This window comes from Streptomyces sp. NPDC033180 (genome assembly GCF_055577645.1).
The window spans coordinates 139,822-163,870 of sequence record NZ_JBVIPU010000003.1; the positions used below are offsets into that span (position 1 = coordinate 139,822).

Here is a 24,049-nt window from a genome sequence, read left to right on the forward strand (position 1 = left end):
GCCGCAACGTACGTGCCGTCAGAGCTTCGTGACGTCCAGCTCCCCGTCCGCGTACTGCCTGCGCAGCACCTTCTTGTCGAACTTGCCGACGCTCGTCTTGGGCACGGCCGGCACGATCGCCCAGCGCTCGGGCAGCTGCCACTTGGCGATGGTGCCCGTGAGGAAGTCGCGCAGGGCGGCGTAGTCGAGGTTCGCGCCCTCCTTCAACACGACGGTGGCGAGCGGGCGTTCGCCCCACTTGTCGTCGGGGACGGCGACGACCGCCGCCTCCGCGACGTCCGGGTGGGCCATGATCGCGTTCTCCAGCTCGACGCTGGAGATCCACTCGCCGCCCGACTTGATGACGTCCTTCGCGCGGTCGGTGAGCGTCAGGAAGCCGTCGGAGCTGATCACGCCGACGTCGCCGGTCTTCAGCCAGCCGTCCGCGCTGAACTTGTCCTCGGGCTTGAGTTCCTCGCCGCCCGCGCCCCCGTAGTACGCGCCCGCGATCCACGGCCCGCGCACCTCCAGCTCGCCCGCGGACTCGCCGTCCCACGGCAGGTACTCGCCACCGGGGCCGACCAGGCGGGCCTCGACGCCGGTGGGGAAGCGGCCCTGGGTGAGGCGGTAGGCGAACTCGTCGTCGGTGCCGAGGGACTTGGCCGGCGGACGGGCGACCGTGCCGAGCGGGGAGGTCTCCGTCATGCCCCAGGCGTGGCAGACGCGCATACCCAGCTTGTCGAACGCCTCCATCAGCGAGGGCGGGCAGGCCGAGCCGCCGATGGTGACCTGGCCGAGCGAGCTGACATCACGCGGCTTCGCGGAGAGTTCGGCGAGCAGGCCCTGCCAGATGGTGGGGACGGCGGCCGCGTGCGTGGGCCGCTCCGTCTCGATCATCTCGGCGAGCGGGGCGGGCTGCAGGAAACGGTCCGGCATCAGCATGTTCACGCCCGCCATCAGGGTCGCGTGCGGCAGACCCCAGGCGTTGACGTGGAACTGCGGGACGACGACGAGGGTGGTGTCCGCGTCCGTCAGGCCCATGGACTCGCTCATGTTGACCTGCATGGAGTGCAGGTAGATGGAGCGGTGGGAGTAGACGACGCCCTTGGGGTCGCCGGTGGTGCCGGAGGTGTAGCACATGGCGGCGGCTGTGCGCTCGTCGAGCTCGGGCCATTCGTACGTCGTGGGTTTGGCGGCGATCAGGTCCTCGTACTCGTGCACCCGCGCCTGGATTCCGGCCAGCGGCGAACGGTCGCCGGGGCCCGAGACCACCAGATGCTCGACGGTCGGCAGCTGCGGCAGCAGGGGCGCGAGCAGGGGGATGAGGGAGCCGTTGACGATGATGACGCGGTCGGCCGCATGGTTCACGATCCAGGTCAACTGGTCGGCGGGCAGCCGGAGATTGAGGGTGTGCAGGACGGCGCCCATACAGGGGACCGCGAAGTAGGCCTCGACGTGTTCTGCGTTGTTCCACATGAAGGTGGCAATACGCTCGTCGCCGTCGACCCCGAGGTCCTCGCGCAGCGCGTGCGCCAGCTGGGCCGAGCGTTCACCGATCTCGCGGAAGCTGCGGCGCTGCGGGGCGGCCTCACCGGTCCATGTGGTGACCTGCGACGACCCGTGCACGGTCGTCCCGTGCCGGAGGATGCGGGTGACGGTCAGTGGTACGTCCTGCATCGTGCTCAGCACGGCGTCCTCCCGGTGGGCGCGCGGCATTCATCCGGGGCGGCTCCCGAATGACCTACCTGGCAGTAGGGCTCGCCAGATTCTTGCCGCATACCGCACGGTATGTCACTAGTGCGGGAGAAGAAAGGTCCGGCGGAGGCACGGCAGCGGTCCCCCGAAGTTCCGGCAGAGGCACGGCAACGGTCCCCCGAAGTTCCGGCAGAGCTGCGCCGATCACCAGGTCGTCCGGGCCGTCACCGGACCGGTGTGAGCTCCGGGTCCTCGCGCAGCTTGCCGAGCGCACGCGACACCGCGCTCTTGACGGTGCCGATGGACACCCCGAGCACCTCGGCCGTCTGGGCCTCGCTGAGATCCTCGTAGTACCGCAGGACGACCATCGCTCGCTGCCGCGCGGGCAGCTTCATGATCGCGCGCCACATCGCGTCCCTGAGCACCTGCTGCTCGGCCGGGTCCGCGACCGGCGTCACCTCGGGCTCGGGCAGCTCGTCACACGCGAACTCGTCGACCTTGCGCTTGCGCCACTGCGAGGTCCGGGTGTTCAGCAGGGCCCGGCGCACATAGCCGTCGAGCGCCCGATGGTCCTCGATCCGGTCCCACGCGACATAGGTTTTGGTGAGGGCGGTCTGCAGCAGATCCTCGGCATCGCTGGGATTCGCGGTCAGCGAGCGCGCGGTGCGCAGCAACACGGGCTGGCGTGCCCGGACGTACGACGCGAACGACGGATACGCCGAAGGACTCGCTGTCCGCGTCGCGGCCTTCGATGCGCTGGTGCACATGGGCACCATGGATACGGTCATGGCTCCACGCTAGAAGCGCCCCCTACTTCAGCGGATCGGCCGCAGGTCCCGAAGCAGTGTCCGCCTCAGGTTGTACGCGGGGTGGTAGCCCCACCTCCTGAAGGTGGAGGAGGCGGAGCACACCCCTGAGGGTTCATCCCTGAGAGCACGGCGAGAGCACCGCGCTCCCGGGCTAGCTGATACTGGCCACGGGCGCGTGCACGAGGTTGCGGTCGATCTTGAGCGTGCGCCCGCCGTGCCGCTCCTTCACGTTCCCCGCGTACTGGTGAATGCGCCGCTCGGGGCGCCACGCGTCGCGCCGCAACACCGGCTCGTTGTACAGGTTCGGCTGCTTGTGCCAGCGCGCGAACCACATCACCGACGGCAGATCCCGCGCCCCCGCCCGCCGCGCCGTCTCCATGTGCCGTACGCCGTAGTTCGCACTGCTGTAGAACCCCGGGATGTAACCGAACCTGCGCACCTCACGGTTCCAGGCCCGCACGAAGGCCAGGGTGCCGTGCGCGCACGCCTTCTGCCGGTAGGTGTACGCCTCCATGTCCAGATAGAGCGGGCTGAGGCGCCGCATCCCGAGCGCCTTGGCCTTCCTTACCGCGTCACGTCCCTCCTGTGTTCCCTGCCGCACGGGGTAGCGCCCCATGCGGACGTGCTTCTTGTGCTTCGCGATGACGCAGGGCGACTGCGACCCGACGTACACCGGCAGCACCTTCCACCCCTGGCCCCGCACCGCGCGCATCCACCCGCGGGTCAGCTGCGGCTGGCGCTTGCACGCCCGGCCGCGGCCCGCGTAGTAGATGCCCACGGCTCCGTAGTTGGAGGACTTCCAGCGGCGCATCGTGTCGGCGGACGGAGCGAGGCAGGTGTCGAAGGCCCGGCCGCGGAAGGTCGACACCCCGGCCGGCCACCCGGCCGCACCGCCCTCCGCCCCGGCGGCACGGCCCCCGGCCTCGGCTCTGCTCACGGCGCCCGTCGGCGGGGCGCCCACGGCCAGGGTGGCGAGGGCGACTGCGAGGACAAGTCCCATCATCAGCTTTTGACAGCGCATACGCCGAGTGAAGGGCCCAGGGCCTGATCCGCAGCCGTGACACGCGCCGCGTTCAGCCGTCCGCCGCCAGAATCAACCCTGATGTGGGGACACCGGTGCCCGCGGTGACCAGCGTGCGTGCCGCGTCGGGTATCTGGTTCACGGATGTGCCGCGCACCTGTCGGACCGCCTCCGCTATGCCGTTCATCCCGTGCAGGTACGCCTCCCCGAGCTGCCCTCCGTGCGTGTTCAGCGGCAACATCTCCCCGGCCACGAAGTCCGCCGCCTCACCCGGTCCGCAGAAGCCGAACTCCTCCAGCTGCATCAGCACGAACGGCGTGAAGTGGTCGTAGAGAATGCCCACGTCGATGTCGCCGGGCGCGAGACCGGAGCTGCGCCAGAGCTGCCGGGCCACCACACTCATTTCCGGCAGCCCGCTCAGGTCGTCGCGGTAGAAGCTGGTCATCTGCTCCTGCGCCCGGCCCGACCCCTGGGCCGCCGCCGTGATCACGGCCGGTGGCTTCGGCAGATCCCGGGCCCGCTCCACGCTCGTCACGACGATCGCCTGACCGCCGTCGGTCTCCTGGCAGCAGTCCAGGAGCCGCAGTGGCTCGACGATCCAGCGCGAGGCGGCGTGCTCGGCGAGCGTGATCGGCTTCCCGTGGAAATAGGCCGCCGGGTTGGTCGCCGCGTACTTCCGGTCGGTGACCGCCACATGGCCGAAGGCATCGGGGGTGAGGCGGTAGGTGTGCAGATAGCGCTGGGCCGCCATCGCCACCCAGGAGGCGGGGGTCAGCAACCCGAACGGCAGGGCCCAGCCGAGCGCCGCGCCCTCCGCCGACGGCTCCCGGTGCTGCACGCCCGAACCGAACCGGCGCCCCGAACGCTCGTTGAACGCGCGGTAGCAGACGACGACTTCGGCCACTCCGCTCGCCACCGCGAGCGCCGCCTGCTGGACCGTCGCACAGGCCGCACCTCCCCCGTAGTGAACGCGCGAGAAGAACGACAGCTCCCCGATCCCGGCCGCCTGGGCGACGGTGATCTCCGGGTTCGTGTCCATGGTGAACGTGACCATGCCGTCGACGTCCGCGGGGCTCAACCCGGCGTCATCGAGCGCGAGCCCCACCGCCTCCACGGCGAGTCTGAGCTCACTGCGCCCCGATTCCTTGGAGAACTCGGTGGCCCCGATCCCGACAACAGCGGCCTTCCCGCCGAGGCGGTCGCGTGTGCGTACGCTCATGCCGCGCCCCCTGCCGGAGCCCCGCCGGGGTCCCCTCCGCCCGGGACTCCGCCGCCCGGGACAGTCACCGTGACCGTGCCGGTGACGTGCTTGCCGATGCCGTTGGCCCCCACGACCCTGACCGTGGCCGTATCGCCGTCGACCTGCTCCACGGAACCCGTCAACACCATCGTGTCCCCGGGGTAATTGGGTGCCCCGAGCCGTATCGCCACCTTGCGAAGGGTCGCCCCGGAACCGAAGTGGTCCGTGATGTAGCGACCGACCAGGCCGTTCGTGGTCAGGATGTTCATGAAGATGTCGGGGGAGCCCTTCTCCTTGGCCGCCGCCGTGTCGTGGTGCACGTCCTGGTAGTCCCGCGACGCGATGGCGCCGGAGACGATCAGCGTCCGGGTGACCGGGATGGTGAGCTCCGGCAGCTCGTCACCGACCCTCACACCGTCTCCTCCTGCGCCATACCGTCTCCCCGTCACGCCGTCTCCTCCTACGACGCCCTGTCCCCTCTTCATGCCGCCCCCTCCTGCGTGCTTCGGGCGATCAAGTCGCCCATCTCCTCCAGGGCTTCGCTCCCGCACCCCAGGTACGCGTCCAGCTGCCGTCCCCACAGGAAGTGCCGGTGCACGGGATGGTCGAGGTCGGCACCCATGCCGCCGTGCAGATGCTGGCCCGCGTGCACGACGCGCTTTCCGCCCTCCGATGCCCACCATGCGGCGGTCAGCGCATGCGTGCCGTACGGCAGGCCGGCGTCGCGCCGCCAGGCCGCCTCGTACGCCGTGACCCGTATCGCCTCGGTGTCCATATGGGCGTCGGCTGCCCGGAGTTGGACTCCCTGCTTGGCCGCGAGCGGCCGCCCGAACTGCTCCCGCTCGTTCGTGTGCGCCACCGCGCGGGCCAACGACCCCGCGCATACCCCGGCCTGCAGGCCGGCGAAGGCGGTCCGCGCGCTCGCCAGGACGTCCTCGTACGCCCTCTCCCCTCCGATCCGCTCCCCCGGAGCCCCGTCCAGGACCAAACGCCCCGCCGACCAGGGCGCGGTCAGCTCCACGGGCTCGGTTGCCGCGTCGGCCGCCCGTACTCTCCACAGGCTGTGGCCGCCCCGCGGCCCCGGGTCGCGCACCGCCACCAGGACCTCCGTGGCATCCCGCAGCCACGGCACCCATGGCACGACCCCGGTCAGCTTCGCGGCGAGCGCGCCGCCCGGCGCCCCCTCCACGGAGGCCACCACGCCGCCCCGCGCCGGGAAGGCCCCCGTCGCGATCGCCGTACCGTCCCGCAGCCCCGGCAGCAGCCGTCCCCGCTGCTCCTCCGTGCCGTGCGCCGCCACCGCGAGCAGACCGTAGACACAGCTCGCCGCGAACGGCACCTGCGCCGTCGCCCTCCCCTGCTCCTCCAGCAGCAGCACGAGACCGAGCAACCCGACATCCTCCACCGCACCCGGCAGCCCCGCCGCGCACATCGCCTTCCACAGCTCGGCGTCCGGCCCTGCTCCCGCCGCCGAGAGCCGCTCGGGCGTGGCCAGGTCCCCGAAGATCTCTCCGGCAAGGTCCCGTGCGGCGGCCTGCTCCTCCGTGGGTGTGAAGTCCATGTCAGACCCCGCCCCCCGCCATGCTCTCGACGGCTCGGAAGACCGGGAGCTCCAACTCCGCGTCCACCTGCTGGAATTCGAGCCGCACCGGCTGCCCGATCCGCACCTTGTCGCTGGGCACGCCCACCACATTGCTGACCATGCGCACGCCCTCCGCCAGATCGATGAGCCCGACGGCGTACGGGGGATCGAAGGCGGGGAAGGGCGGGTGGTGCATGACGACATACGAGTACACCGTGCCCTCGCCGCTCGCTTCGACCGTGTCCCATGCGAGCGATCCGCAGGCATTGCAGCCGGGCAGCCAGGGGAAGCGCAGTGCGTGGCACCCGCCGCAGCGCTGGATCAGGAGCTGGTGCCGGGCCACTCCTTCCCAGAACCCTGCGTTGTCCCGATTGACCACCGGTCGGGGCCGCTTGCCCCGGGGTCTGTGCTGCGCGGGTGCGTACTTGAGGATCCGGAAGCGGTGGGTGCCTGCCGGCTCGCCGTCCGCTCTGACGTCCATCCGGGTCGTGACGAAATGGCCCGTGCCCAGCTTGGTCGTCTTGCGCTGCGACACCGCCTCGATGACCGCGTCGAAGGTGATTTCGTCCCCCGGCCGCAGGGCACGCACATACTCCTGCTCGCAGTCCGTGGCCACGACCGAGGTGTACCCCGCGCCGTCCAGGAGCGCGAACAGCTCGTCGTACGCCGCCGAACGTCCTTGGTGTCCGGAGAGCCCGCCCATCGTCCACGCCTGGAGCATGGTCGGCGGCGCGATCGGATCCGCCCCCGCATAGGCCGAGTTCGTGTCACCGATGGCCTCGCACCAGTGCCGGATCATCGGTTCGTTGACCGGGTCCTTGCCCACGCCCGACGTGGCGGCCGCCCGCCCCTCGAATGCCTTCAACGTCTCGTACGAAAGACCGGTCACCGCCGTCCCCTCCGCATCCCGAGGCGCATCGTCGCCACGATCTCCCGCTGCACCTCGCTCACCCCGCCCCCGAACGTATTGATCTGTGCCGCCCTGTTCATCCGCTCCAACTCCCCCTCACCGGCCGTGCCGAGCGTCAGGGACCCGGGTGAACCGGCCCGGACCAGACCCGCATCGCCCGCGACTTCCTGACATATTCGGTACACCTCCACCGCCGATTCGGTTCCCACGAACTTCACGCCGCTCGCGTCTCCCGGCGCCAGCGCGCCCGCCCCGACATCCCCCACCAAACGCCAGTTGAGCAGGCGCGTTGCCGCCAGCCGCGCCTGTGCTTCGGCCAGCCTGGATCGGACCCACGGGGCGTCAATCCGACGTTCGCCCGTCACCGGATCGGGTGTACGGGCGAAGGCGAGGGCCGCGGCGTAGAAATCCTCGGCCTGCATGCCGATCGCGGCGAGTGCCACCCGCTCGTGGTTGAGCTGGTTGGTGATGAGCCCCCAGCCGCCGTTCTCCTCGCCGACAAGGTTCGTGGCGGGCACGCGGATTCCGTCGTAATACGTCGCCGTCGTCGTCAGACCGCCCACCGTCCTGATCGGCGTCCACGAGAACCCGGGCGCGTCGGTCGGCACGAGGATGATCGAGATGCCTTGGTGCTTGGGGGCCTCGGGGTCGGTGCGGCAGGCCAGCCAGATCCAGTCGGCGTTCTGGGCGTTCGACGTGAAGATCTTCTGCCCGTCGATGACCCACGTGCCCTCGGACCCCGCCCGCTCCCCGGTCTCCGCAGGCTCCCCGGTCTCCGCAGGCTGCTCCCCGGTCTCCGCAGGCTCCTCGGACTTCGCAGGCTCCTCGTACCCCTCGTACCCCTCGTACCCCTCGTGCCCCTCCGGCCCCGCAGTCCCACGCACCGCCCGCGTCCGCAGCGAGGCCAGATCCGTCCCTGCCGACGGCTCGCTGTAGCCGATCGCGAAGACCAGGTCACCGCTGAGGATGCGCGGCAGGAAGGCGGCCTTCTGCTCCTCGGTGCCGTACTTCATGAGGGTCGGCCCGACGGTGTTCAGGGTGACCATCGATACGGGTGCGCCCGCGCGGTAGGCCTCGTCGAAGAAGACGAACTGCTCGTCCGGCCCCCGCCCCTGCCCGCCGTATTCGACCGGCCAGCCGAGGCCGAGCATGCCGTCCGCCCCGATACGCCGCAGCAGTCGGCGCTGCGCCTCCAGGTCGTCCCCTCCGGGCGGCCCTCCCGGCATCAGATCGCGGAAGTAGGCGCGCAGTTCGGCGCGTAGCTGCTGTTGGCGTTCGGTGGGGGCGAGGTGCACGGCGGCGGCCTCTCCTTCGCGTAAGGGCGTCGCACCGACAGTGGTTTCTGACTGTCCGTCAGAAACTGTCGCGGTGTCAAGAGATCGCCCCGGATGCGGGTTCCGGTCGCGCCAGCAGCCCCGAACACGCCTGCGCGGCGGTGCAGATGCACCGCCGCGCAGAACGCCACACACCCCATCGAGCAGGCCCCGGGGGAGTGTCCCGGAGGGCCGTCACCTCACCAGAGGTGGGTGAAGTTGACGGCGATGTTCTCGTTCGACTGGTCGATCGCCGTGAACGCCGAGCCGTTCACCTGGGCGGTGTTGTTCTGGTTCGAGGCGCCCGAGCCGACGGCCTGCTGCTGCGACGTGGACGAGTTGCCGCTGTTGTTGCCGCCGACGCCACTGCCGTTGACAGTCGCCACGCCCGCGTTCGATCCGTCGTTCGCGAAGGCGCCGTTGTCAGCCGTCGCGACACCCGAGAAGAGTGCGGCAGCCAGGGGCAGGGCCGCGGCTGCAGCGATGACGCGGGCGGTACGGATGCTTGCCATGTCAATTCCTCCGTTACGGGGATACGCATCGGCGATGTGCCGGGCGTACCTGAAGTTCCGCTTGTTACAAGGTGGTTGGCCGACCGCCTTGTGGGTTCTGCACGACGTCGCGAGTCCAGAGTTGCCCACCGAATCCCCGGCGAACCACCCCGGAAGCCCCGATTCCCCCGCAAGCGTGAGTACAAGTCGATAAACATGCCTCGTCCCCCTTGAGCCCCAGTTCAGCCCCTGTGAACCGCCTCAAACCCAGGCGCCGCACGCGCTGAAGCGTTCCGCCACTTCATGAAGATCGGCGGGCGCACCCGCGTTTCGCCCGCGCGCCGCACCCACCCCCCTTCCCTTCTTCGAACGCTTGTACGAACATGGAGGCATGGCCACCATCGACCGCCATGCCTCCGCACTCGTACTCGCCCACGCCCTGTCCGCCGCCGAGCGCGGCCTCGCCGTCATCCCGCTCTCCCGCACCAAGCTGCCGGCGCTCCGCTCCCCCCATCACGAGCAGCCAGAACCGACCCCCTGCCACGGCGACTGCGGCCGTCCCGGACACGGCGTGTACGACGCGTCGACCGATCCGTGGCGCATCCGCGAGCTCTTCGCCGCCGCCCCCTGGGCCACCGGCTACGGCATCGCGTGCGGGCTGCCGCCGCACCAACTGATCGGCGTCGACCTCGACACCAAGTCCGGTACGGACGCTCCGGCGGCCCTTCGGGAACTGGCGCTGCGCCACCTCTTCACCATCCCGGCCACGGTCGTCGTGGCGACCCCGAGCGGTGGCCGCCACATCTGGCTCGCGGGACCGCCCGACGTCGTCGTCCCCAACTCCGCGGGACGCCTGGCCCCCGGCATCGACATCAGGGGCGCCGGCGGCTACCTCGTCGGCCCCGGCTCGCGCACCGAGCACGGCGTCTACAGCGCCGTGGCCGGCACCGCCCATCTCCCACCGGCGAGCTGCCCGCCCGCTCTCCTGCACCTGCTCACGCCCCCGCCCCGCGCCCACCACCCGACGCTCCCGCAGATGCCCGTTCCGGCCCAACGAGGTCAGGGCCTGGTGCAGTTCGTGCTCGCCGCGCACGAGGGCCAGCGCAACACCCGTCTGTTCTGGGCCGCCTGCCGCGCCTACGAGAACGGCATCGGCGAATCCCTGGCCGATGAACTCGCCGCTGCCGCGCTCCGGCTCGGCCTCACGGAACACGAGGCCCGCTCGACCATCGCCTCGGCGGCGCGGCTGACGGGGCACGCGTGACGGAAAGCCGAAGAGCGCGCGGTAAGGGGCGTCCGCCTAGGGCGGACGCCCCTTACCGCTAACCGTGACGGGCTACCCGAGCATCGAACGGATGGCCGCACGGTCGATGTTCGTCAGGGCGCGGACCAGCTTCGGGGTGAGGAAGACGATGGCGAGGCCGACCAGAGACGCCCCCGCGATCTGCACCGGCGACTCCAGGTAGAACTCGTGGCGCTCCCCGCCGGAGGTGTAGTCGAACACCCGGTAACCGGGCCAGTCGAGGTAGCGCGGGAACACCCAGGAGTACGCCGGAAGGAGCACGACCACCCAGCCGGTGATCAGGAACGTCACGCTGAGGACGAAGGACGCGACCCGCGACGGGAACATCACGACGTGGAAGAGCAGCGCCTTCCAGCCGGCACCGTCCGAGAGGCGTGCCCGCATACTCGCCCAGGCACCCGCTTCCCCCGGCCTCTTCACGGCAGCGGGCCCGGTGACCTCGAGTCCCAGCAGCGCCCGAGCCCGCCCGCGCTCGGCGGCACCGAGCCCCCGCGCCCCGGCCAACGCGGCCGCGAGGACCGGCAGTCCGAGCACGGTGACAAACAGCCCCATGCCGAGCGAGAACATCGTCACGGCGAAGGTGAATCCCACGATGGCGATGGGCAGCGACGCCACCGTGTAGCCGATCTCCCGGTACGTGGAGGCGGCGAACGGCGCACGCCAGAAGCCCGGGGAACCCGCGGAGCGCGCACCCGGCGCACCCGCGGGGCGCTCGGAGGAGGAAGCGGTGGGAGCGGCTGCGTACGACAGTTCGCTGGTGCTCATGAAGGGCCTCGAATCTTCGCGGTGGGGACGTGCTGGGGACGTGCCGTGCTGACGTCCTCCACGTTCGCGAATCCGAGCGGCCCGGGACATACGGTGGCCCGCCCTCTCCGAGGTGTTGCTGGCACCACCCCGGCCGAGCAGTGAGACAGCCCCCACGAGAAAGGGGTGCCTCTCAGCGAGAGGCACCCCTTCGATCCGCGGACTCAGCCGTCGAGGCCGAAGCCGTGGAGGGCGGTTCCGTCCCGGTGCCCGCCGTCCGCCTGGCCGTAGTAGGTGATCCCGTAGGGGCCGCCCATGTTGCCGGCGACCTGGCCCGCGTAGCGGCCCTCGCTGTGCGTGGTGCTGGGGTCGTCGGCGACGGCGGTGCCGGCAGCCAGGAACCCGGCCACGGTGGCCACGGCGAGAGCAGATGCGATGCGCTTCAACACGAGTTTCTCCTTGGAGACGAATCCAGTGATCTTGTAGAACAACACCGCACTCGCCCCGCACCTCCGCCTAGGCTCGCCGGACAGCGTCCACGTGGAGTATCGGGTTCATCCATGGCGCGGCCCAGTCGGGCGCCGCGCCCCTCGCCTGCCGGACGGCCGGGGAACCACGGGCGGCCGAGGGCGGCTCCCGGACCTGAAAACGCGAGAGCCCCCGACCAATCGCGCTGGTCGGAGGCTCTCAATCACTGCGGTGGGTGTGGGATTTGAACCCACGGTGACTCGCGCCACGACGGTTTTCAAGACCGTTCCCTTAGGCCGCTCGGGCAACCCACCCCGCGCCGCCGTTCAGGGCGGTGCGGGGACAAGAGTAGCGGGTCAGCTCTCGCCCTTGCGCTCGCCCAGGACCACGTCGACCGTGTGCTCCTTGCCGTCGCGCTTGTACGTGATCTCGACGGTGTCGCCCGGCTTGTGGGTCCAGATCTGGCCGATCAGGGTCGGACCGCTGTCGATCACCGTGTCGTCCAGCTTCGTGATGACGTCGCCGGGCTTGAGACCCGCCTTGTCCGCCGGGCCGTTCGGGGTGACCGCCTGCGAACCGCTCGCGCCCTCCCGGGAGATCGTGGCGCCGCCCGCCTTCTCCTGCAGGGCGACCGAGGCGCCGATCACGGGGTAGACCGCCTGGCCGTTCTTGATCAGCTGCTGGGCGACGTACTTGGTCTGGTTGACCGGAATCGCGAAGCCCAGGCCGATGGAGCCGGACTGGCCGCCTCCGCCGAGGCCGCCGCCGCTCTCAGCGGGCTTGATCGCCGAGTTGATGCCGATGACCGCGCCGCGCGCGTCGAGCAGGGGGCCGCCGGAGTTGCCGGGGTTGATGGAGGCGTCGGTCTGCAGGGCGCTCATGTACGAGCTCTTGCTGCTCGCGCCGTCGCTGGAGGTCACCGGGCGGTCCTTGGCGCTGACGATGCCGGTGGTGACCGTGTTCGAGAGGCCGAAGGGCGCACCGATGGCGATCGTCGAGTCGCCGACGGCCACCTTGTCGGAGTTGCCGAGGGGGAGCGGCTTCAGGTTCGAGGGCGGGTTCTTGAGCTTGAGGACCGCGACGTCATAGCCCTCGGCGCGGCCGACCACCTCGGCGTCGTACTTCTTGCCGTCGGAGAACGTCGCCGCCAGCTTCCCTCCCTCGGCCGCGGAGGCCACGACGTGGTTGTTCGTGAGGATGTGGCCCTGCGTGTCGTAGACGAACCCGGTGCCCGTGCCGCCCTCGCCGTTGCCACCCTGGGCTTCGATGGTGACGACGCTGGGCAGCGCCTTGTTCGCGATGTCGGCGACCGTGCCGGGGTCGCGCTTGAGGTCGGCCGGGGTGTCCGACGCGGACACGGTCGTCGAGCCCGTGCTGTTGTCGTTCCGGTCGGCCGCCCAGAAGCCGATGCCGCCGCCGACACCGCCCGCGACCAGCGCGGCCACGAGCACCGCGGCGATGAGGCCCCCGCGGCGACCCGCGGGCTTGGGCCCCTCCGGGTGCTGCGCCGCGTATGACGCGCCCCATCCGGAGCCGGAGCCTTGGGCGTACGAGGGAACGGCGGGCGCCGGAGGAGGCGGCCAGGCGCCGGCACCGGCGCCGGCGCCGGAGGCGTGCGGAGCGGCGTGCTGGGGCGTGCCCGCGGTGGCTCCGGCGTGTGCGGGAGCGGCGTGCGCCGCCGGTTCCTGGGCGGCCGGCGCGGAGGACGGCGCCGCGGGATCGGGCGCGGCGGAGGGGGTTGACGGGTCGGTGGAAGCAGCGGGAGATTCCACCGGCACAGGGGGTGCTGACGGGGCCGGGGGTACCTCGTTGCCCTCGTTCTCGGTGTTCACAGCTCTTCTCCTCGGTCCACGCTGTCGTTCTCGGTCACGGCCTGGCTGTGCCCAACTGTGCATGTGTCTGCAGTCAGCTTTTCCCATGGGCTGTCAGGGCACCATAAGCCGATCCTGTGTATCCGGCCTTGTGTGCGACACCTTGGGCAAGCCTTCGAGTACCCCGTGATGGCACCATGACGCGGTGACCCTCGCACGACAGCAACAGATCCAGGTCGTCGCCCACCGCGGAGCCTCCGAAGACGCCCCCGAGCACACGCTGGCCGCGTACAAGAAGGCGGTCGAGGACGGTGCCGACGCTCTCGAATGTGATGTGCGGCTCACGGCGGACGGGCACCTCGTCTGTGTCCACGACCGTCGCGTGAACCGGACGTCGAACGGCCGGGGAGCCGTGTCGGCCCTGGAACTCGCCGATCTCGCCACCCTCGACTTCGGCTCCTGGAAGAACAACCACGGTGAGGCCGACGAGGGCCCCGACTGGGCGGAGACCTCCGTCCTCACCCTGGAGCGGCTCCTCGAGCTGGTCGCCGACAGCAACGCTTCGGGGCGCGACGTCCAGCTGGCCATCGAGACCAAGCACCCCACCCGCTGGGCGGGCCAGGTCGAGGAGAGGCTGCTTCTTCTACTGAAGCGGTTCGGTTTGGATTCCCCACCCGCCGACGGCCCCTCTCCCGTACGCGTCATGAGCTTCTCGGCGCGCTCCCTGCACCGCGTGCGGACCGCGTCACCGACCCTGCCGACGGTCTATCTGATGCAGTTCGTCTCGCCCCGCCACCGCGACGGCCGCCTTCCCGAAGGCGTTCGGATCGCAGGACCCGGCATGCGGATCATCCGCAACCACCCCGCGTACGTCGCCAAACTCAAACGCGCGGGTCACCAGGTGCACGTGTGGACCGTGAACGAACCCGAGGACGTCGAGCTCTGCGCCGAACTCGGCGTCGACGCCATCATCACCAATCGCCCCAAGCAGGTGCTGTCCCAGTTGGGCCGTCGCTAACCCCCATCCCGTCGGTTACGGGGTGTACACCGGCGCGTTCGGTCCGTATTTGATCGTTACGAGTGCGTCACCGCACAAGGGTTGGCCGGTTTCCGGTCCAGTCCATTGGGGCATTCACACCGTGGCGTGGGGCGAAGGAGGTCTCGGGGGTGGCGTTGGTGGTGGCACGGGAGGTGCCCGCGTCGTCGAGTATGGCCGTACCCCATGGCCCGGCGGGCGTGGGAGAAGCAAGGCACCGGATGCGCGATCAACTGCGCGGGAACGGGGTGCCGGAATCGGTCGTCGACGATGCCGTACTGATCCTTTCGGAATTGCTCAGCAATGCCTGCCGGCACGGCAGGCCGCTGGGCCAGGGAATGGTCGGCGACGGTGATGTCCGGGCCGCCTGGCGCGTGGACGCGACAGGCAGGCTGACGGTCGAGGTGACGGACGGCGGTGGCCCGACCCGCCCCGTTCCGGCCACGCCCTCGGTCACCGCGCACGGCGGACGCGGGCTCAACATCATCACGGCCCTCGCCGAGACATGGGGTGTGCGCGACGACACCCACGGCGAGGTCACGGTGTGGGTCGTCGTACACGCCGGGCAGTGCCACGAGGACTTCGCTACGCGCGTCGCGGCCCCCGCGGGCTCCGCGATACCGGACCTCGCGTACGCGGACCCCTTCGACGACCGCGACTGAGACACCGCGACGGAGACGACCACGGCGGGGACGACGGTGCCGGGGACAACGGCGCCGGGGACAACGGCGACTGGCGAGTTCCGCCGACTCAGGCCGAATCCCGACGCCCTCCGGGTGAGCGGCTAGGCTCGCGCCCGTACGCCCAAGACGTACGAAGAGCCACGCTGTAAAGCCGCATCCGGGAGACACCCAAGATGGCCAAGAAGCGCCCTCAGACCAAGGGCAAGCAGCCGCAGCTGACGGACGGGCAGGTCCCTGTCGTCGGTGCCCGCGAACCCTGCCCCTGCGGTTCGGGCCGCCGTTACAAGGCCTGTCACGGCCGGGCCGCCGCGCACGCGGTGACCGAGCTCGTGCAGCGCCCCTTCGAAGGCCTGCCCGGCGAGGGCGACTGGGTTGCCCTGCGCGAGCTCGTCCCGGCGGCGACCGTCGAACTGCCCCTCAAGGACGGGCTGCCCGACGGCGTGCCCTCCGTCTCCCTGGCGACCGTCCTGCCGATGGCCTGGCCCGCCCTGCGCCGCGACGACGGCTCGGTCCTGCTCGGCCTGCAGAACGACACCGCGTCCGGCGACATCAGCCGCGACCTCGCCGACACCCTCCAGCGCGCCCTGACCGCCGAGCCCGGCTCCCCGGTCCAGGCCCGCCGCGCCCCGGCCGACGGGCCGCGGCTGCAGGATCTCCTCGACCCCGACGGCGCATTCGAGCCGATCGTGCACGCTGGTTTCGAGTTCTGGGTTCCGGACTCGGAGAACGCGTCCACGGAGGTCTCCGCGTCCCTGGAGCGGGCGAACGCCGCCGCCATCCCGACCGTGCGGCTCTCCGGCGTCGACTGCGCTTACTGGTGTGAGACCCCGGAGAAGAACCACCTGCGCTGGGTCATGCCGCACCCCGAGGAGCAGCTCCTCGACGCGCTCGCCCGGCTGCACGCGGCCGGCACGTCGAGCCTCGGCGATGGCACCCGTCTGGTCGGCTCCTTCCGTGCGCACGGTCTGACGGTCCCGGTGTGGGACCTGCCGAGCAACATGGGCGCCGAGGACATCGAGAAGCCCGCCGCTGAGTTCGCCGACCGGCTCGCGAAGGTGCTGGGCAGCGATGCCCCGCTCACACCGGAGGAGCGCCGGGCACGCGGCGGTCTCACCAACCGCCAGGTGACTCTTAGCTGACCCACCAGTCAGTCGGACGGAAGGGGTGACTCCCGTCACAACTCCCCGTCGTCGCAGGTAAATCCCTGTCCGGATATCCGAGATCGAATTTGCCCAGAGCAGATCTCTTGTTACCGTTCAGGTAGCCCGGTTGCTGGTGCATCCCCCGTCGCCAGCAACCGGGCGCTTTCATGCCCGGCCCACCGCCCGGCCTGACCTGCTGACTCAACTGGCCTTCGGCCGCGCGGAGTTACTCCCGGAGCGCAGGAGCAGCGGCCCGCCACTCCCGTCCGCGAACTCCGCCACCGCCGCGTACGCGTCGGCATCTCCCGCAGTACGCTCCCGAGGCGTCTCGCACGCCCCCGGTTCGTCCGCCGCGCCGACCTCGCAATGCATCTGGACGCTGCGTCCGCCCGGCCCCATAACGGTCAGTACGGCGCTCAGCTCATCGCCGGTCGTGTTGCGGTAGTACGTGCGCCCCCAGGTGTCGTGCCCCTGGCTCAGGACGCACGTCTGGGCCTCGATGCCCTTGGGGGAGGTGAGTTCGGGTCCGCACTGTGCGGCGCTGTCGAGGCCGAGGGCTGTGAGGAGCGAGGGGTCGTCCGACGCCCGGTTGCCCGAAGAGGCGCCCTCCGTAGAGGGCCGTTTCGAAGTCGGCTTCTCCGTGGAGGGCTGTTTCGCGTCGGAATCCGGCGCCACCGCCGGTGCCGCGTCCGCCGGCCGCTCCGGCGGCCTGGCTTCGGCGTCACCGTCGCCCACAGGCCCCGCGGACGCGCCGGCGAGCGGCAGGAGAACCGTGATGGCCACGACGCCCATGAGCGCGATCAGGCGGGGGTTCATGAGGCCTGACACTAACGAGGTTTGATGGGCGCCCGGCTCGCCGCGCGCCCATTTCCCCTACAACTCGGGGGCGCTCACACCCGTACGAGTGAGCGCGTCGACCACCGCGTCCACCACGGCCTCGACATCGGGTACCCACGGCGCCGCCGAGCCGGGCAGCGGAGCCCGCTCCCAGCGCACCGGTCCCTGTCCCGTCCCGGAGGGCGGCAGCGCGAGATATCCGCCCTCCCCGTGGAAGCGCAGGGAGCCCGGTACGTAGTCCTTGGCGTACAGCAGTTCGCCCAACTGCTCCATGGAGTACGGCGCGACGAGCAGGAAGAGGCGGGCGGGGGTCGCCACGACCGGGCCCAGCCTGATGCCCATCTCGTCGAGCGCGGCCAGGGCGCGCGCTCCCGCGATCGCGGGCAGGCTGACGGCGCACGGAGCGCTGGCGCCGGTGGCGAGCACGATGGGCGCGTCCGGGCGGTTGGTCCACCACCAGCGCACCATGCGCTCATCGGTCGTCGCGGTCAGCAGACCGGGGTCGAGGGGGTGAGCTCCTGGCACCGTGCAGTCGGGGTCGGGGCAGGCGCAGCGGGTGCCGTCTCGCCGGTCGAGTCCGACACCCGGCACCACGGACCACTTCCATGCCGTGGCAAAGGTCAGGGCCGCGCCGATCAGACCAGGACTCTGGTCAGACTTCCTGCCGATGAGCCTGGACAGGAGCCTGCTTCGCCTTCCGAGGATCTCGCGCATGAGCGCTCGTTCCTTTCCGTTTACACGCCGAGGAACACGGCGGGCCACATCACACCATGTGTGGATCACTTCGCTGTGCGTAGAACTGGCGCATCACACCCCAGCCTGCGGCATGGGGAACCCCTAAGGGCCGAGCGTTAGCGTGGCGTGGGGTGGCGGTGCCTGGCGTTTGCTGTCCCGCGTACTTCTTCGCCGCCTCCCCCACGGGAGGATGGGGCACGGTCGTCGTGAGTTAAGACGCCCGGGTCCGTCGCCAGGTTCCGGGCGGATCTCAACTGCCCCTGGTCATCACCGAGTACGTACCCATCACGGCCGCTGTGACGCGCCTCCCGTGCCTGAGGGCCAGGGAGTGCCCCTTGTTGAACAATCCCAGTCGATCGCAATAGGCCGTCGCCTCGGGCACTTTTGAGCCAAGTTACCAAGATCGCGATACGCCACAGAATTCCCACGGACACCAGGAATCCCAGCTGGACAATGCTGGACATCCCCTAACCAGTGCGTGTAGATGTGGAGAACATTGCTAGCGGCGCAGAATGACATGGGGGTTTGCGATGCTATTGAGCAATACGCACCGGCCGGAAAGCCGTCAGCCATGAACGCTCCGCACCTCCCGAAAGTGGCCGGAATCGATTCAACTGTTCCGCCACAAGACCACACTGTCACGCCCACCCCACAGGCCCAGGGCGCACCGACCCTCATGATCCAGGACCGACTCGCGGGCTGGATCTCCGATCTGACCACCCTGCAGGAGCTCACCGAGCGCCTCGCCCGCACGGCCGTCCTCGACGAGGCCCTGCACGAACTGCTGCGCGCCGGAGCCGCCCTCGTCGGCGCGCGCCGCGGCCTGCTCGTCCTGGAGCCCGCCGACGGGCTCGGCCCCGACACCACCGTCGGCCTCGGCCTCACCCGCGCCGACCTCGGCCACATCGAGACGGTCCCCCGCGCCGCCACCGCCTTCGGGCGGCTCCTCGACGCACCGCCCACGCCCCCGGGCGCCGAGACCGAGATCGTCAACGCCGATCTGCTCGCCGACAGCACCCTGGACCCCCGGCACCGCGAGGTGGCCACCCGGCTCGGCTACGCCGCGAGCTATGCCCTGCCCCTGTCCACCGAGACAGCGGGCCGGATCGGCGCCGCCGTCTGGCTGTACGACGAGCCGGCGGAGCCCGGCGAGCGCCAGCGCCACCTCGTCCGTCTCTACGCACGCCAGGCCGCCGAGCACCTGGCGCGGCTGATCGAACTGGACCGTGCCCGCACGACGGAGGCCACCCTGCGCGAAGAGCTGCTGCCCTCACGCCTGCCGCGGGTCGCCGGGGTGCGGCTCGCCGCGCGGCACCGCACCTCCGCGCCGGGAGGCGGCGACTGGTTCGACGCGCTGCCGCTGCCCGATGCCGCGCTCGGCCTCGCCGTCGGGTCCGTCACCGGGTCCGGGCCGAGCGCCGTCGCCGCGATGGGGCGCCTGCGGGCCTCCTTGCGGGCGTACGCGGTGATGGAGGGCGAGGACCCCGTCGCCGTACTGTCCGATCTGGAGCTGCTGCTGCGGCTCACCGAGCCCGCGCGGTCGGCCACGGCCCTCTTCGCCTACTGCGAACCGGCGCTGCGCAAGATCGTCCTGGCGGGAGCGGGACACAGCCCGCCTCTGGTGATCGGGGAGCGGCGCACGGAGTTCGTGGAGACCTCGCTCTCGGCACCGCTGGGGATGCTCGCCTGCTGGGAGGCGCCGAGCGTGGAGTTCCAGACGCAGCCCGGAGAAACGGTGCTTCTCTATACGGACGGCCTGCTGCACCGCACCGGGGACGCCATGGACCGCGCCTTCGCGCGGCTGCACGCTGCGGCGGCGAGCGTGCCGAAGTCGGTGCGCGACGACCCGGACGCGCTCGTCGACCACATCCTGCGGACGGTGCTGCCCGACGGGCTCGACTCCGTCGACAACGACGAGGACGTGGTGCTCCTTGCGGCCCGTTTCGAGTGACCCCCGCTCTTTCGCGTGACCTCCGCAATACGGCATGTAATGGGCCTTCCGGCTCTGGGCCCCCTTCCGTACGCCCGTACGATGGAGGGGCCCAGTGTCGTACATAGGAGGCAGAATCGTGTCGGAGGAGCTCAATCCGGATACCCGGGAGACCCCGGAAGACCTGGAGATCGAGTCCGAGGAAGAGCCGATCAAGCAGCGCAAGAACGGCCTGTACCCGGGAGTCTCCGACGAGCTCGCCGAGAACATGAAGTCCGGTTGGGCCGACACCGAGCTGCACGACCTGCAGCCGATCGCCCAGGCCGCGCACACCGCCGCCCGCCGTGCCGCGCTCTCCGCGCGCTTCCCGGGCGAGCGCCTCGTGATCCCCGCGGGCAATCTCAAGACCCGCTCGAACGACACGGAGTACGCCTTCCGCGCCTCCGTCGAGTACGCGTACCTGAGCGGAAACCAGACCGAGGACGGCGTCCTCGTCCTGGAACCGACGGACTTCGCGGACGGCACGAGCGGCCACGAGGCCACCATCTACCTGCTGCCGCGTTCCAACCGCGAGAACGGCGAGTTCTGGCTCGACGGCCAGGGCGAGCTGTGGGTCGGCCGTCGGCACTCCCTCACCGAGGCCGAGACGCTGTACGGCATCACGGCGTCCGACGTGCGCGAGCTGCCCGCGCAGCTGCGCGAGGCGACCGGCTCCGTCCGGGTCGTCCGCGGCTACGACGCGGGCATCGAGGCCGCGCTGACCGACAAGGTCACCGCCGAGCGCGACGAGGAACTGCGCGTCTTCCTCTCCGAGGCCCGTCTGGTCAAGGACGAGTTCGAGGTCGGCGAACTGCAGAAGGCGTGCGACTCGACCGCCCGCGGCTTCGAGGACGTCGTGCGCGTCCTGGACAAGGCCGAGGCGACCAGCGAGCGCTACATCGAGGGCACGTTCTTCCTGCGCGCCCGTGTCGACGGCAACGACATCGGCTACGGCTCGATCTGCGCCGCGGGCCCGCACGCCACGACGCTGCACTGGGTGCGCAACGACGGCGCCGTGCGCGCCGGGGAGCTGCTGCTGCTCGACGCGGGCGTGGAGACGCACACGTACTACACCGCCGACGTGACGCGGACGCTGCCGATCAACGGCCGCTTCGACGAGCTGCAGCGGAAGATCTACGACGCCGTGTACGAGGCCCAGGAGGCCGGCATCGCGGCGGTCAGGCCGGGTGCCAAGTACCGCGACTTCCACGACGCCGCGCAGCGCGTGCTCGCCGAGAAGCTCGTGGAGTGGGGCCTCGTCGAGGGGCCGGTCGAGCGAGTCCTGGAGCTGGGTCTCCAGCGTCGCTGGACCCTGCACGGCACCGGCCACATGCTCGGCATGGACGTCCACGACTGCGCGGCCGCGCGCCGTGAGACGTACGCCGACGGTGTCCTGGAGCCCGGCATGTGCCTGACCGTCGAGCCCGGCCTGTACTTCCAGGCGGACGACCTGACGGTGCCGAAGGAGTACCGCGGCATCGGCGTGCGGATCGAGGACGACATCCTCGTGACGGCCGACGGCAACAAGAACCTGTCGGCTGCGCTGCCGCGGCGTGCCGGTGACGTCGAGGCGTGGATGGCTGAGCTCAAGGGCTGAGAGCCTTCTCGGGAACCGGGCCTCTTCTTTAAGAAGGTGCCCGGTTTCGCGTTCCCGGGGCCTGCCACTCGTAAGACCTGAGGCTCATGCCTGGCGCTCGTCCTCGCCCGCCACCTTGGCGGTGCTCAGGGCTATGCGGTTCCAGGTGTTGATGGTGAAGATCAAGGCCAGGACGTGGCCCAGTTCCGTCTCGTCGAAGTGCGCCGCCGCGCGGGCGTAGACGTCGTCGGGGACTCCGCCCCGGTCGACGAGCGTGACGGCCTCGGTCAGGTCGAGGGCCGCCTGCTCCTTCTCCGTGAAGAAGTTCCTGGCCTCGCGCCAGACGCCGACCATGTGGAGCCGCGCCTCGTCCTCGCCCGCCTTGCGCGCGTCGGAGGTGTGCATGTGGAGGCAGTACGCGCAGCCGTTGAGCAGCGAGGCACGGATCTGGATCAGCTCGACCAGGGCCGGGTCCAGCCCGTCGCGGGCGGCGGCGTCGAGTCCGATCACGGCCTTGAAGGCCTTGGGGGCGGCCTTGGCGAAGTTGAGGCGGGGAGTGGGGGCGAGGGTCTGCGTGGGGGGCAGGGCGGCGGTCGTGGTGTTCTGCACGGCGGTCTGCGTGGCGTTCTCGTTGTTCGTCATGACCATGAATCTACGGGTGGAATAGACCTCGGATAGGGTGCATTCCCATGGTGGAATCATGGGTCAATCTGGCCGAGCGCATCGGGAGTGACCTGCACCTGGAGCTCTCCGGGGCGGGTGGCCGCCGAGCCGTCCTCATTCGTGCGCTGCGTGACGCCGTGCGCGAGGGGCGGCTCGCTCCGGGAACACGGCTTCCGCCCTACCGCTCGCTCGCCGCCGATCTGGGCATCGCCCGCAACACGGTCGCCGACGCCTACGCCGAGCTGGTCGCCGAGGGCTGGCTGACCGCACGGCAGGGGTCCGGCACCCGGGTGGCAGACCGGGCGGCTCCTCCCGCCCGCTCCCGCGTCCCCAAGCGGGCGCCCACCCGGCCCGCGACGCCCGCCCCGCCCGCGTACGACCTGCGCCAGGGCCAGCCGGACGCGGCCTCCTTCCCGCGCACCGCCTGGCTCGCCGCGGCCCGGCGTGCCCTCAACTCCGCGCCCAACGACGCCTTCGGGCCCGGGGGCCCGCAGGGACGCATAGAGCTGCGCCGGGCGCTCGCCGGCTACCTGGGGCGTGCCCGCGGGGTGCGCGCCGACCCCGAGCGGATCGTGGTGTGCTCCGGGTTCGCCCACGCCCTGCGGCTGCTGTTCGGCAGCGGGGGAGGCGGGGCGCTGCGAGGGCCTTCCCCGAGCTCTCGGCTTCGCTCGAGCAGGGGGTACCCCATCGCCGTGGAGTCGTACGGCCTCGGGTTCCATCGGTCGATCCTCGCGACCGCGGGCGTACGCACTGTCCCGCTCGGCCTCGACGAAAAGGGCGCCCTCATCGAGGAGTTGACGGAAAGTCAGCGAATCCGGGGTGTACTGCTCACGCCCGCACACCAGTTCCCGACCGGCGGCCCCCTGCACCCGACCCGGCGCGCGGCGGTGATCGACTGGGCGCGCGCCCACGGCGGCCTCGTCCTGGAGGACGACTACGACGGCGAGTTCCGCTACGACCGTGAGCCCGTGGGCGCCGTACAGGGTTTGGATTCCGAACGCGTCATCTACATGGGCTCGGTCAGCAAGAGCCTCTCTCCGGGTGTGCGCCTTGGGTGGCTTGTTCTGCCCGAACACCTCATCGACGGGGTGCTCGCGGCCAAGGGCGAACGAGAAGCATGGGCGAGCGTCATCGACCAGCTCACGCTGGCCGATCTGATCGAGTCGGGCCAATACGACCGGCATATCCGCCGTATGCGTCAGCGCTACCGACACCGCCGTGACCAGCTCGTCGCCGCCCTCGCCACGCACGCTCCGCACATCAGCCCGACCGGAGTCGCCGCGGGCCTGCACGCCGTCCTGCGGCTGCCGCCCGGCACCGAGCAGTCCGCGGTCAAGGCGGCCGCCTGGCAGGGCCTCGCAGTGGAGGGGCTCGCCGCTTTCCGCCACCCGGAGGCCACGATGCCCTCGCCCGACGGCTTGGTCGTCGGCTACTCCACTCCGCCCGAGCACGCCTACAAAGCGGCGCTCGAGGCCCTGTGCCGGGCGCTGCCGCCCGACTGAACCTCAGGGGCTCCAGTCGGTCACGGGCACCTTCAGGCCGTCACGAGCGGCGCGTCCTCGCGCCACTTGAGGATCTTGTCGAAGCTGATCACCGCGCCGCCCCTGCCACCCGGGCGCTGCCCGAAATGCACATGGTCGGCGAGCTCCTGGATGAGATACAGCCCGCGTCCGTGCTCGGCCGAGTCGGACGCGGGTGTCGCGGCAGGGACGAATCCCGGGCCGGAATCGGCCACTTCGATGCGGCACTTCTCGCCGTCCAGGTACGCCGTCACCCGATAGGCCCCGGCCGCCCCTTCGGGGGGCACGGCCGCGCCGCCGTGTTCCACCGCGTTGGCACAGGCCTCGCTGAGAGCCACCGACAGGTCGTACGAGACGTCAGGATCCACCCCCGCGGTCTCCATCGTGCCCATCAGCAACCGGCGGGCCAGCGGGACGCTCGCAGCTTCGCGCCGCAAATGGAGTGACCACCACATGCTCATGCTCCAGCCTCCTGGCCGCGGCTCGACATACCGATACGTATTGCCGCAAGCGCCCGTGTAT

At 70.6% G+C, this 24,049-nt stretch carries 23 protein-coding genes and 1 tRNA gene; 7 read left to right on the plus strand and 17 right to left on the minus strand.

The genetic code is table 11. The annotated features are described in order from the left end of the window. Nucleotides 1-18 precede the first annotated feature (18 nt). From ACZ5WE_RS11375 to ACZ5WE_RS11415, 9 genes are all read right to left on the minus strand, one after another. The gene (locus ACZ5WE_RS11375) at nt 19-1,668 is read right to left on the minus strand and encodes a long-chain fatty acid--CoA ligase (protein ID WP_467685414.1); all 1,650 of its coding nucleotides are present in this window, start codon (nt 1,666-1,668) and stop codon (nt 19-21) included. A gap of 230 nt (nt 1,669-1,898) precedes the next feature. Next, nucleotides 1,899-2,462, minus strand: a complete 564-nt coding sequence (locus ACZ5WE_RS11380; RefSeq protein ID WP_249588982.1) for a SigE family RNA polymerase sigma factor — start codon at nt 2,460-2,462, stop codon at nt 1,899-1,901. Nucleotides 2,463-2,634: 172 nt separating this feature from the next. Then, nucleotides 2,635-3,504, minus strand: a complete 870-nt coding sequence (locus ACZ5WE_RS11385) for a DUF1906 domain-containing protein (RefSeq protein ID WP_467685416.1) — start codon at nt 3,502-3,504, stop codon at nt 2,635-2,637. A 52-nt stretch (nt 3,505-3,556) separates the two neighbouring features. Further along, a complete protein-coding gene (locus tag ACZ5WE_RS11390; protein ID WP_467685418.1) occupies nt 3,557-4,723 on the minus strand; it encodes a lipid-transfer protein in 1,167 nt (388 codons plus the stop codon). Next, on the minus strand, nt 4,720-5,157 hold the full coding sequence (locus tag ACZ5WE_RS11395) for a MaoC family dehydratase (RefSeq protein ID WP_467685420.1): 438 nt from the start codon (nt 5,155-5,157) through the stop codon (nt 4,720-4,722). The genes ACZ5WE_RS11390 and ACZ5WE_RS11395 overlap by 4 nt, the downstream gene beginning before the upstream one ends. Nucleotides 5,158-5,225: 68 nt before the next feature. Then, nucleotides 5,226-6,305 (minus strand): acyl-CoA dehydrogenase family protein, encoded by a 1,080-nt coding sequence (locus ACZ5WE_RS11400; protein WP_467685422.1) that lies wholly within the window; start codon nt 6,303-6,305, stop codon nt 5,226-5,228. Nucleotide 6,306: 1 nt separating this feature from the next. Beyond that, complete coding sequence (locus tag ACZ5WE_RS11405) at nt 6,307-7,215, minus strand: bifunctional MaoC family dehydratase N-terminal/OB-fold nucleic acid binding domain-containing protein (protein WP_467685424.1); 909 nt, start codon at nt 7,213-7,215, stop codon at nt 6,307-6,309. Continuing rightward, nucleotides 7,212-8,531: an acyl-CoA dehydrogenase family protein gene (locus ACZ5WE_RS11410; protein WP_467685426.1), complete on the minus strand. Its 1,320-nt coding sequence runs from the start codon at nt 8,529-8,531 to the stop codon at nt 7,212-7,214. Before ACZ5WE_RS11410 ends, ACZ5WE_RS11405 begins: the two co-directional genes overlap by 4 nt. Nucleotides 8,532-8,749: 218 nt before the next feature. After that, on the minus strand, nt 8,750-9,061 hold the full coding sequence (locus tag ACZ5WE_RS11415) for a hypothetical protein (RefSeq protein WP_160506015.1): 312 nt from the start codon (nt 9,059-9,061) through the stop codon (nt 8,750-8,752). Between the two features lie 370 nt (nt 9,062-9,431). Between ACZ5WE_RS11415 and ACZ5WE_RS11420 the strand changes: the two genes are divergently transcribed. After that, nucleotides 9,432-10,304 carry a bifunctional DNA primase/polymerase gene (locus ACZ5WE_RS11420; protein WP_467685428.1) on the plus strand — a complete coding sequence of 291 codons (873 nt, stop codon included), beginning with the start codon at nt 9,432-9,434 and terminating at the stop codon, nt 10,302-10,304. A gap of 72 nt (nt 10,305-10,376) precedes the next feature. Here the strand turns inward: ACZ5WE_RS11420 and ACZ5WE_RS11425 are convergent, their stop codons facing one another. The 4 genes from ACZ5WE_RS11425 to ACZ5WE_RS11440 all read right to left on the minus strand — a co-directional run bounded on the left by ACZ5WE_RS11425 (nt 10,377) and on the right by ACZ5WE_RS11440 (nt 13,387). Then, the gene (locus ACZ5WE_RS11425; RefSeq protein WP_467685430.1) at nt 10,377-11,108 is read right to left on the minus strand and encodes a sensor domain-containing protein; all 732 of its coding nucleotides are present in this window, start codon (nt 11,106-11,108) and stop codon (nt 10,377-10,379) included. A 203-nt stretch (nt 11,109-11,311) separates the two neighbouring features. Further along, the gene (locus tag ACZ5WE_RS11430) at nt 11,312-11,536 is read right to left on the minus strand and encodes a hypothetical protein (protein ID WP_467685432.1); all 225 of its coding nucleotides are present in this window, start codon (nt 11,534-11,536) and stop codon (nt 11,312-11,314) included. 248 nt (nt 11,537-11,784) lie between these two features. Continuing rightward, a tRNA-Ser gene (locus ACZ5WE_RS11435) sits at nt 11,785-11,869 on the minus strand. Nucleotides 11,870-11,911: 42 nt separating this feature from the next. Then, nucleotides 11,912-13,387 (minus strand): S1C family serine protease, encoded by a 1,476-nt coding sequence (locus ACZ5WE_RS11440; protein WP_467685434.1) that lies wholly within the window; start codon nt 13,385-13,387, stop codon nt 11,912-11,914. Nucleotides 13,388-13,571: 184 nt separating this feature from the next. On the opposite strand from ACZ5WE_RS11440, the gene ACZ5WE_RS11445 reads away from it, so the two are divergent. The 3 genes from ACZ5WE_RS11445 to ACZ5WE_RS11455 all read left to right on the plus strand — a co-directional run bounded on the left by ACZ5WE_RS11445 (nt 13,572) and on the right by ACZ5WE_RS11455 (nt 16,224). Then, nucleotides 13,572-14,384 (plus strand): glycerophosphodiester phosphodiesterase, encoded by an 813-nt coding sequence (locus ACZ5WE_RS11445; protein ID WP_467685436.1) that lies wholly within the window; start codon nt 13,572-13,574, stop codon nt 14,382-14,384. 62 nt (nt 14,385-14,446) lie between these two features. Then, complete coding sequence (locus tag ACZ5WE_RS11450) at nt 14,447-15,064, plus strand: ATP-binding protein (RefSeq protein WP_467685438.1); 618 nt, start codon at nt 14,447-14,449, stop codon at nt 15,062-15,064. 194 nt (nt 15,065-15,258) lie between these two features. Continuing rightward, nucleotides 15,259-16,224: a DUF5926 family protein gene (locus tag ACZ5WE_RS11455; RefSeq protein WP_467685440.1), complete on the plus strand. Its 966-nt coding sequence runs from the start codon at nt 15,259-15,261 to the stop codon at nt 16,222-16,224. A 204-nt stretch (nt 16,225-16,428) separates the two neighbouring features. Here ACZ5WE_RS11455 and ACZ5WE_RS11460 read toward each other — a convergent pair whose 3' ends face one another. Beyond that, on the minus strand, nt 16,429-17,043 hold the full coding sequence (locus ACZ5WE_RS11460; protein ID WP_467685442.1) for a hypothetical protein: 615 nt from the start codon (nt 17,041-17,043) through the stop codon (nt 16,429-16,431). 57 nt (nt 17,044-17,100) lie between these two features. Beyond that, nucleotides 17,101-17,778 carry a bifunctional DNA primase/polymerase gene (locus tag ACZ5WE_RS11465; RefSeq protein ID WP_467685444.1) on the minus strand — a complete coding sequence of 226 codons (678 nt, stop codon included), beginning with the start codon at nt 17,776-17,778 and terminating at the stop codon, nt 17,101-17,103. A 538-nt stretch (nt 17,779-18,316) separates the two neighbouring features. Here ACZ5WE_RS11465 and ACZ5WE_RS11470 point away from each other — a divergent pair. Both ACZ5WE_RS11470 and ACZ5WE_RS11475 read left to right on the plus strand, forming a co-directional pair. Continuing rightward, nucleotides 18,317-19,750 carry a PP2C family protein-serine/threonine phosphatase gene (locus ACZ5WE_RS11470; protein WP_467685446.1) on the plus strand — a complete coding sequence of 478 codons (1,434 nt, stop codon included), beginning with the start codon at nt 18,317-18,319 and terminating at the stop codon, nt 19,748-19,750. Between the two features lie 118 nt (nt 19,751-19,868). Continuing rightward, the gene (locus ACZ5WE_RS11475; RefSeq protein ID WP_467685448.1) at nt 19,869-21,365 is read left to right on the plus strand and encodes an aminopeptidase P family protein; all 1,497 of its coding nucleotides are present in this window, start codon (nt 19,869-19,871) and stop codon (nt 21,363-21,365) included. Nucleotides 21,366-21,449: 84 nt separating this feature from the next. On the opposite strand, the gene ACZ5WE_RS11480 is transcribed toward ACZ5WE_RS11475, so the two are convergent. Then, the gene (locus ACZ5WE_RS11480; protein WP_467685450.1) at nt 21,450-21,992 is read right to left on the minus strand and encodes a carboxymuconolactone decarboxylase family protein; all 543 of its coding nucleotides are present in this window, start codon (nt 21,990-21,992) and stop codon (nt 21,450-21,452) included. A gap of 41 nt (nt 21,993-22,033) precedes the next feature. On the opposite strand from ACZ5WE_RS11480, the gene pdxR reads away from it, so the two are divergent. After that, nucleotides 22,034-23,509 carry a MocR-like pyridoxine biosynthesis transcription factor PdxR gene (pdxR, locus tag ACZ5WE_RS11485; protein ID WP_467685452.1) on the plus strand — a complete coding sequence of 492 codons (1,476 nt, stop codon included), beginning with the start codon at nt 22,034-22,036 and terminating at the stop codon, nt 23,507-23,509. Between the two features lie 32 nt (nt 23,510-23,541). On the opposite strand, the gene ACZ5WE_RS11490 is transcribed toward pdxR, so the two are convergent. Beyond that, the gene (locus ACZ5WE_RS11490; protein ID WP_467685454.1) at nt 23,542-23,988 is read right to left on the minus strand and encodes an ATP-binding protein; all 447 of its coding nucleotides are present in this window, start codon (nt 23,986-23,988) and stop codon (nt 23,542-23,544) included. Between the last annotated feature and the right edge of the window lie 61 nt (nt 23,989-24,049).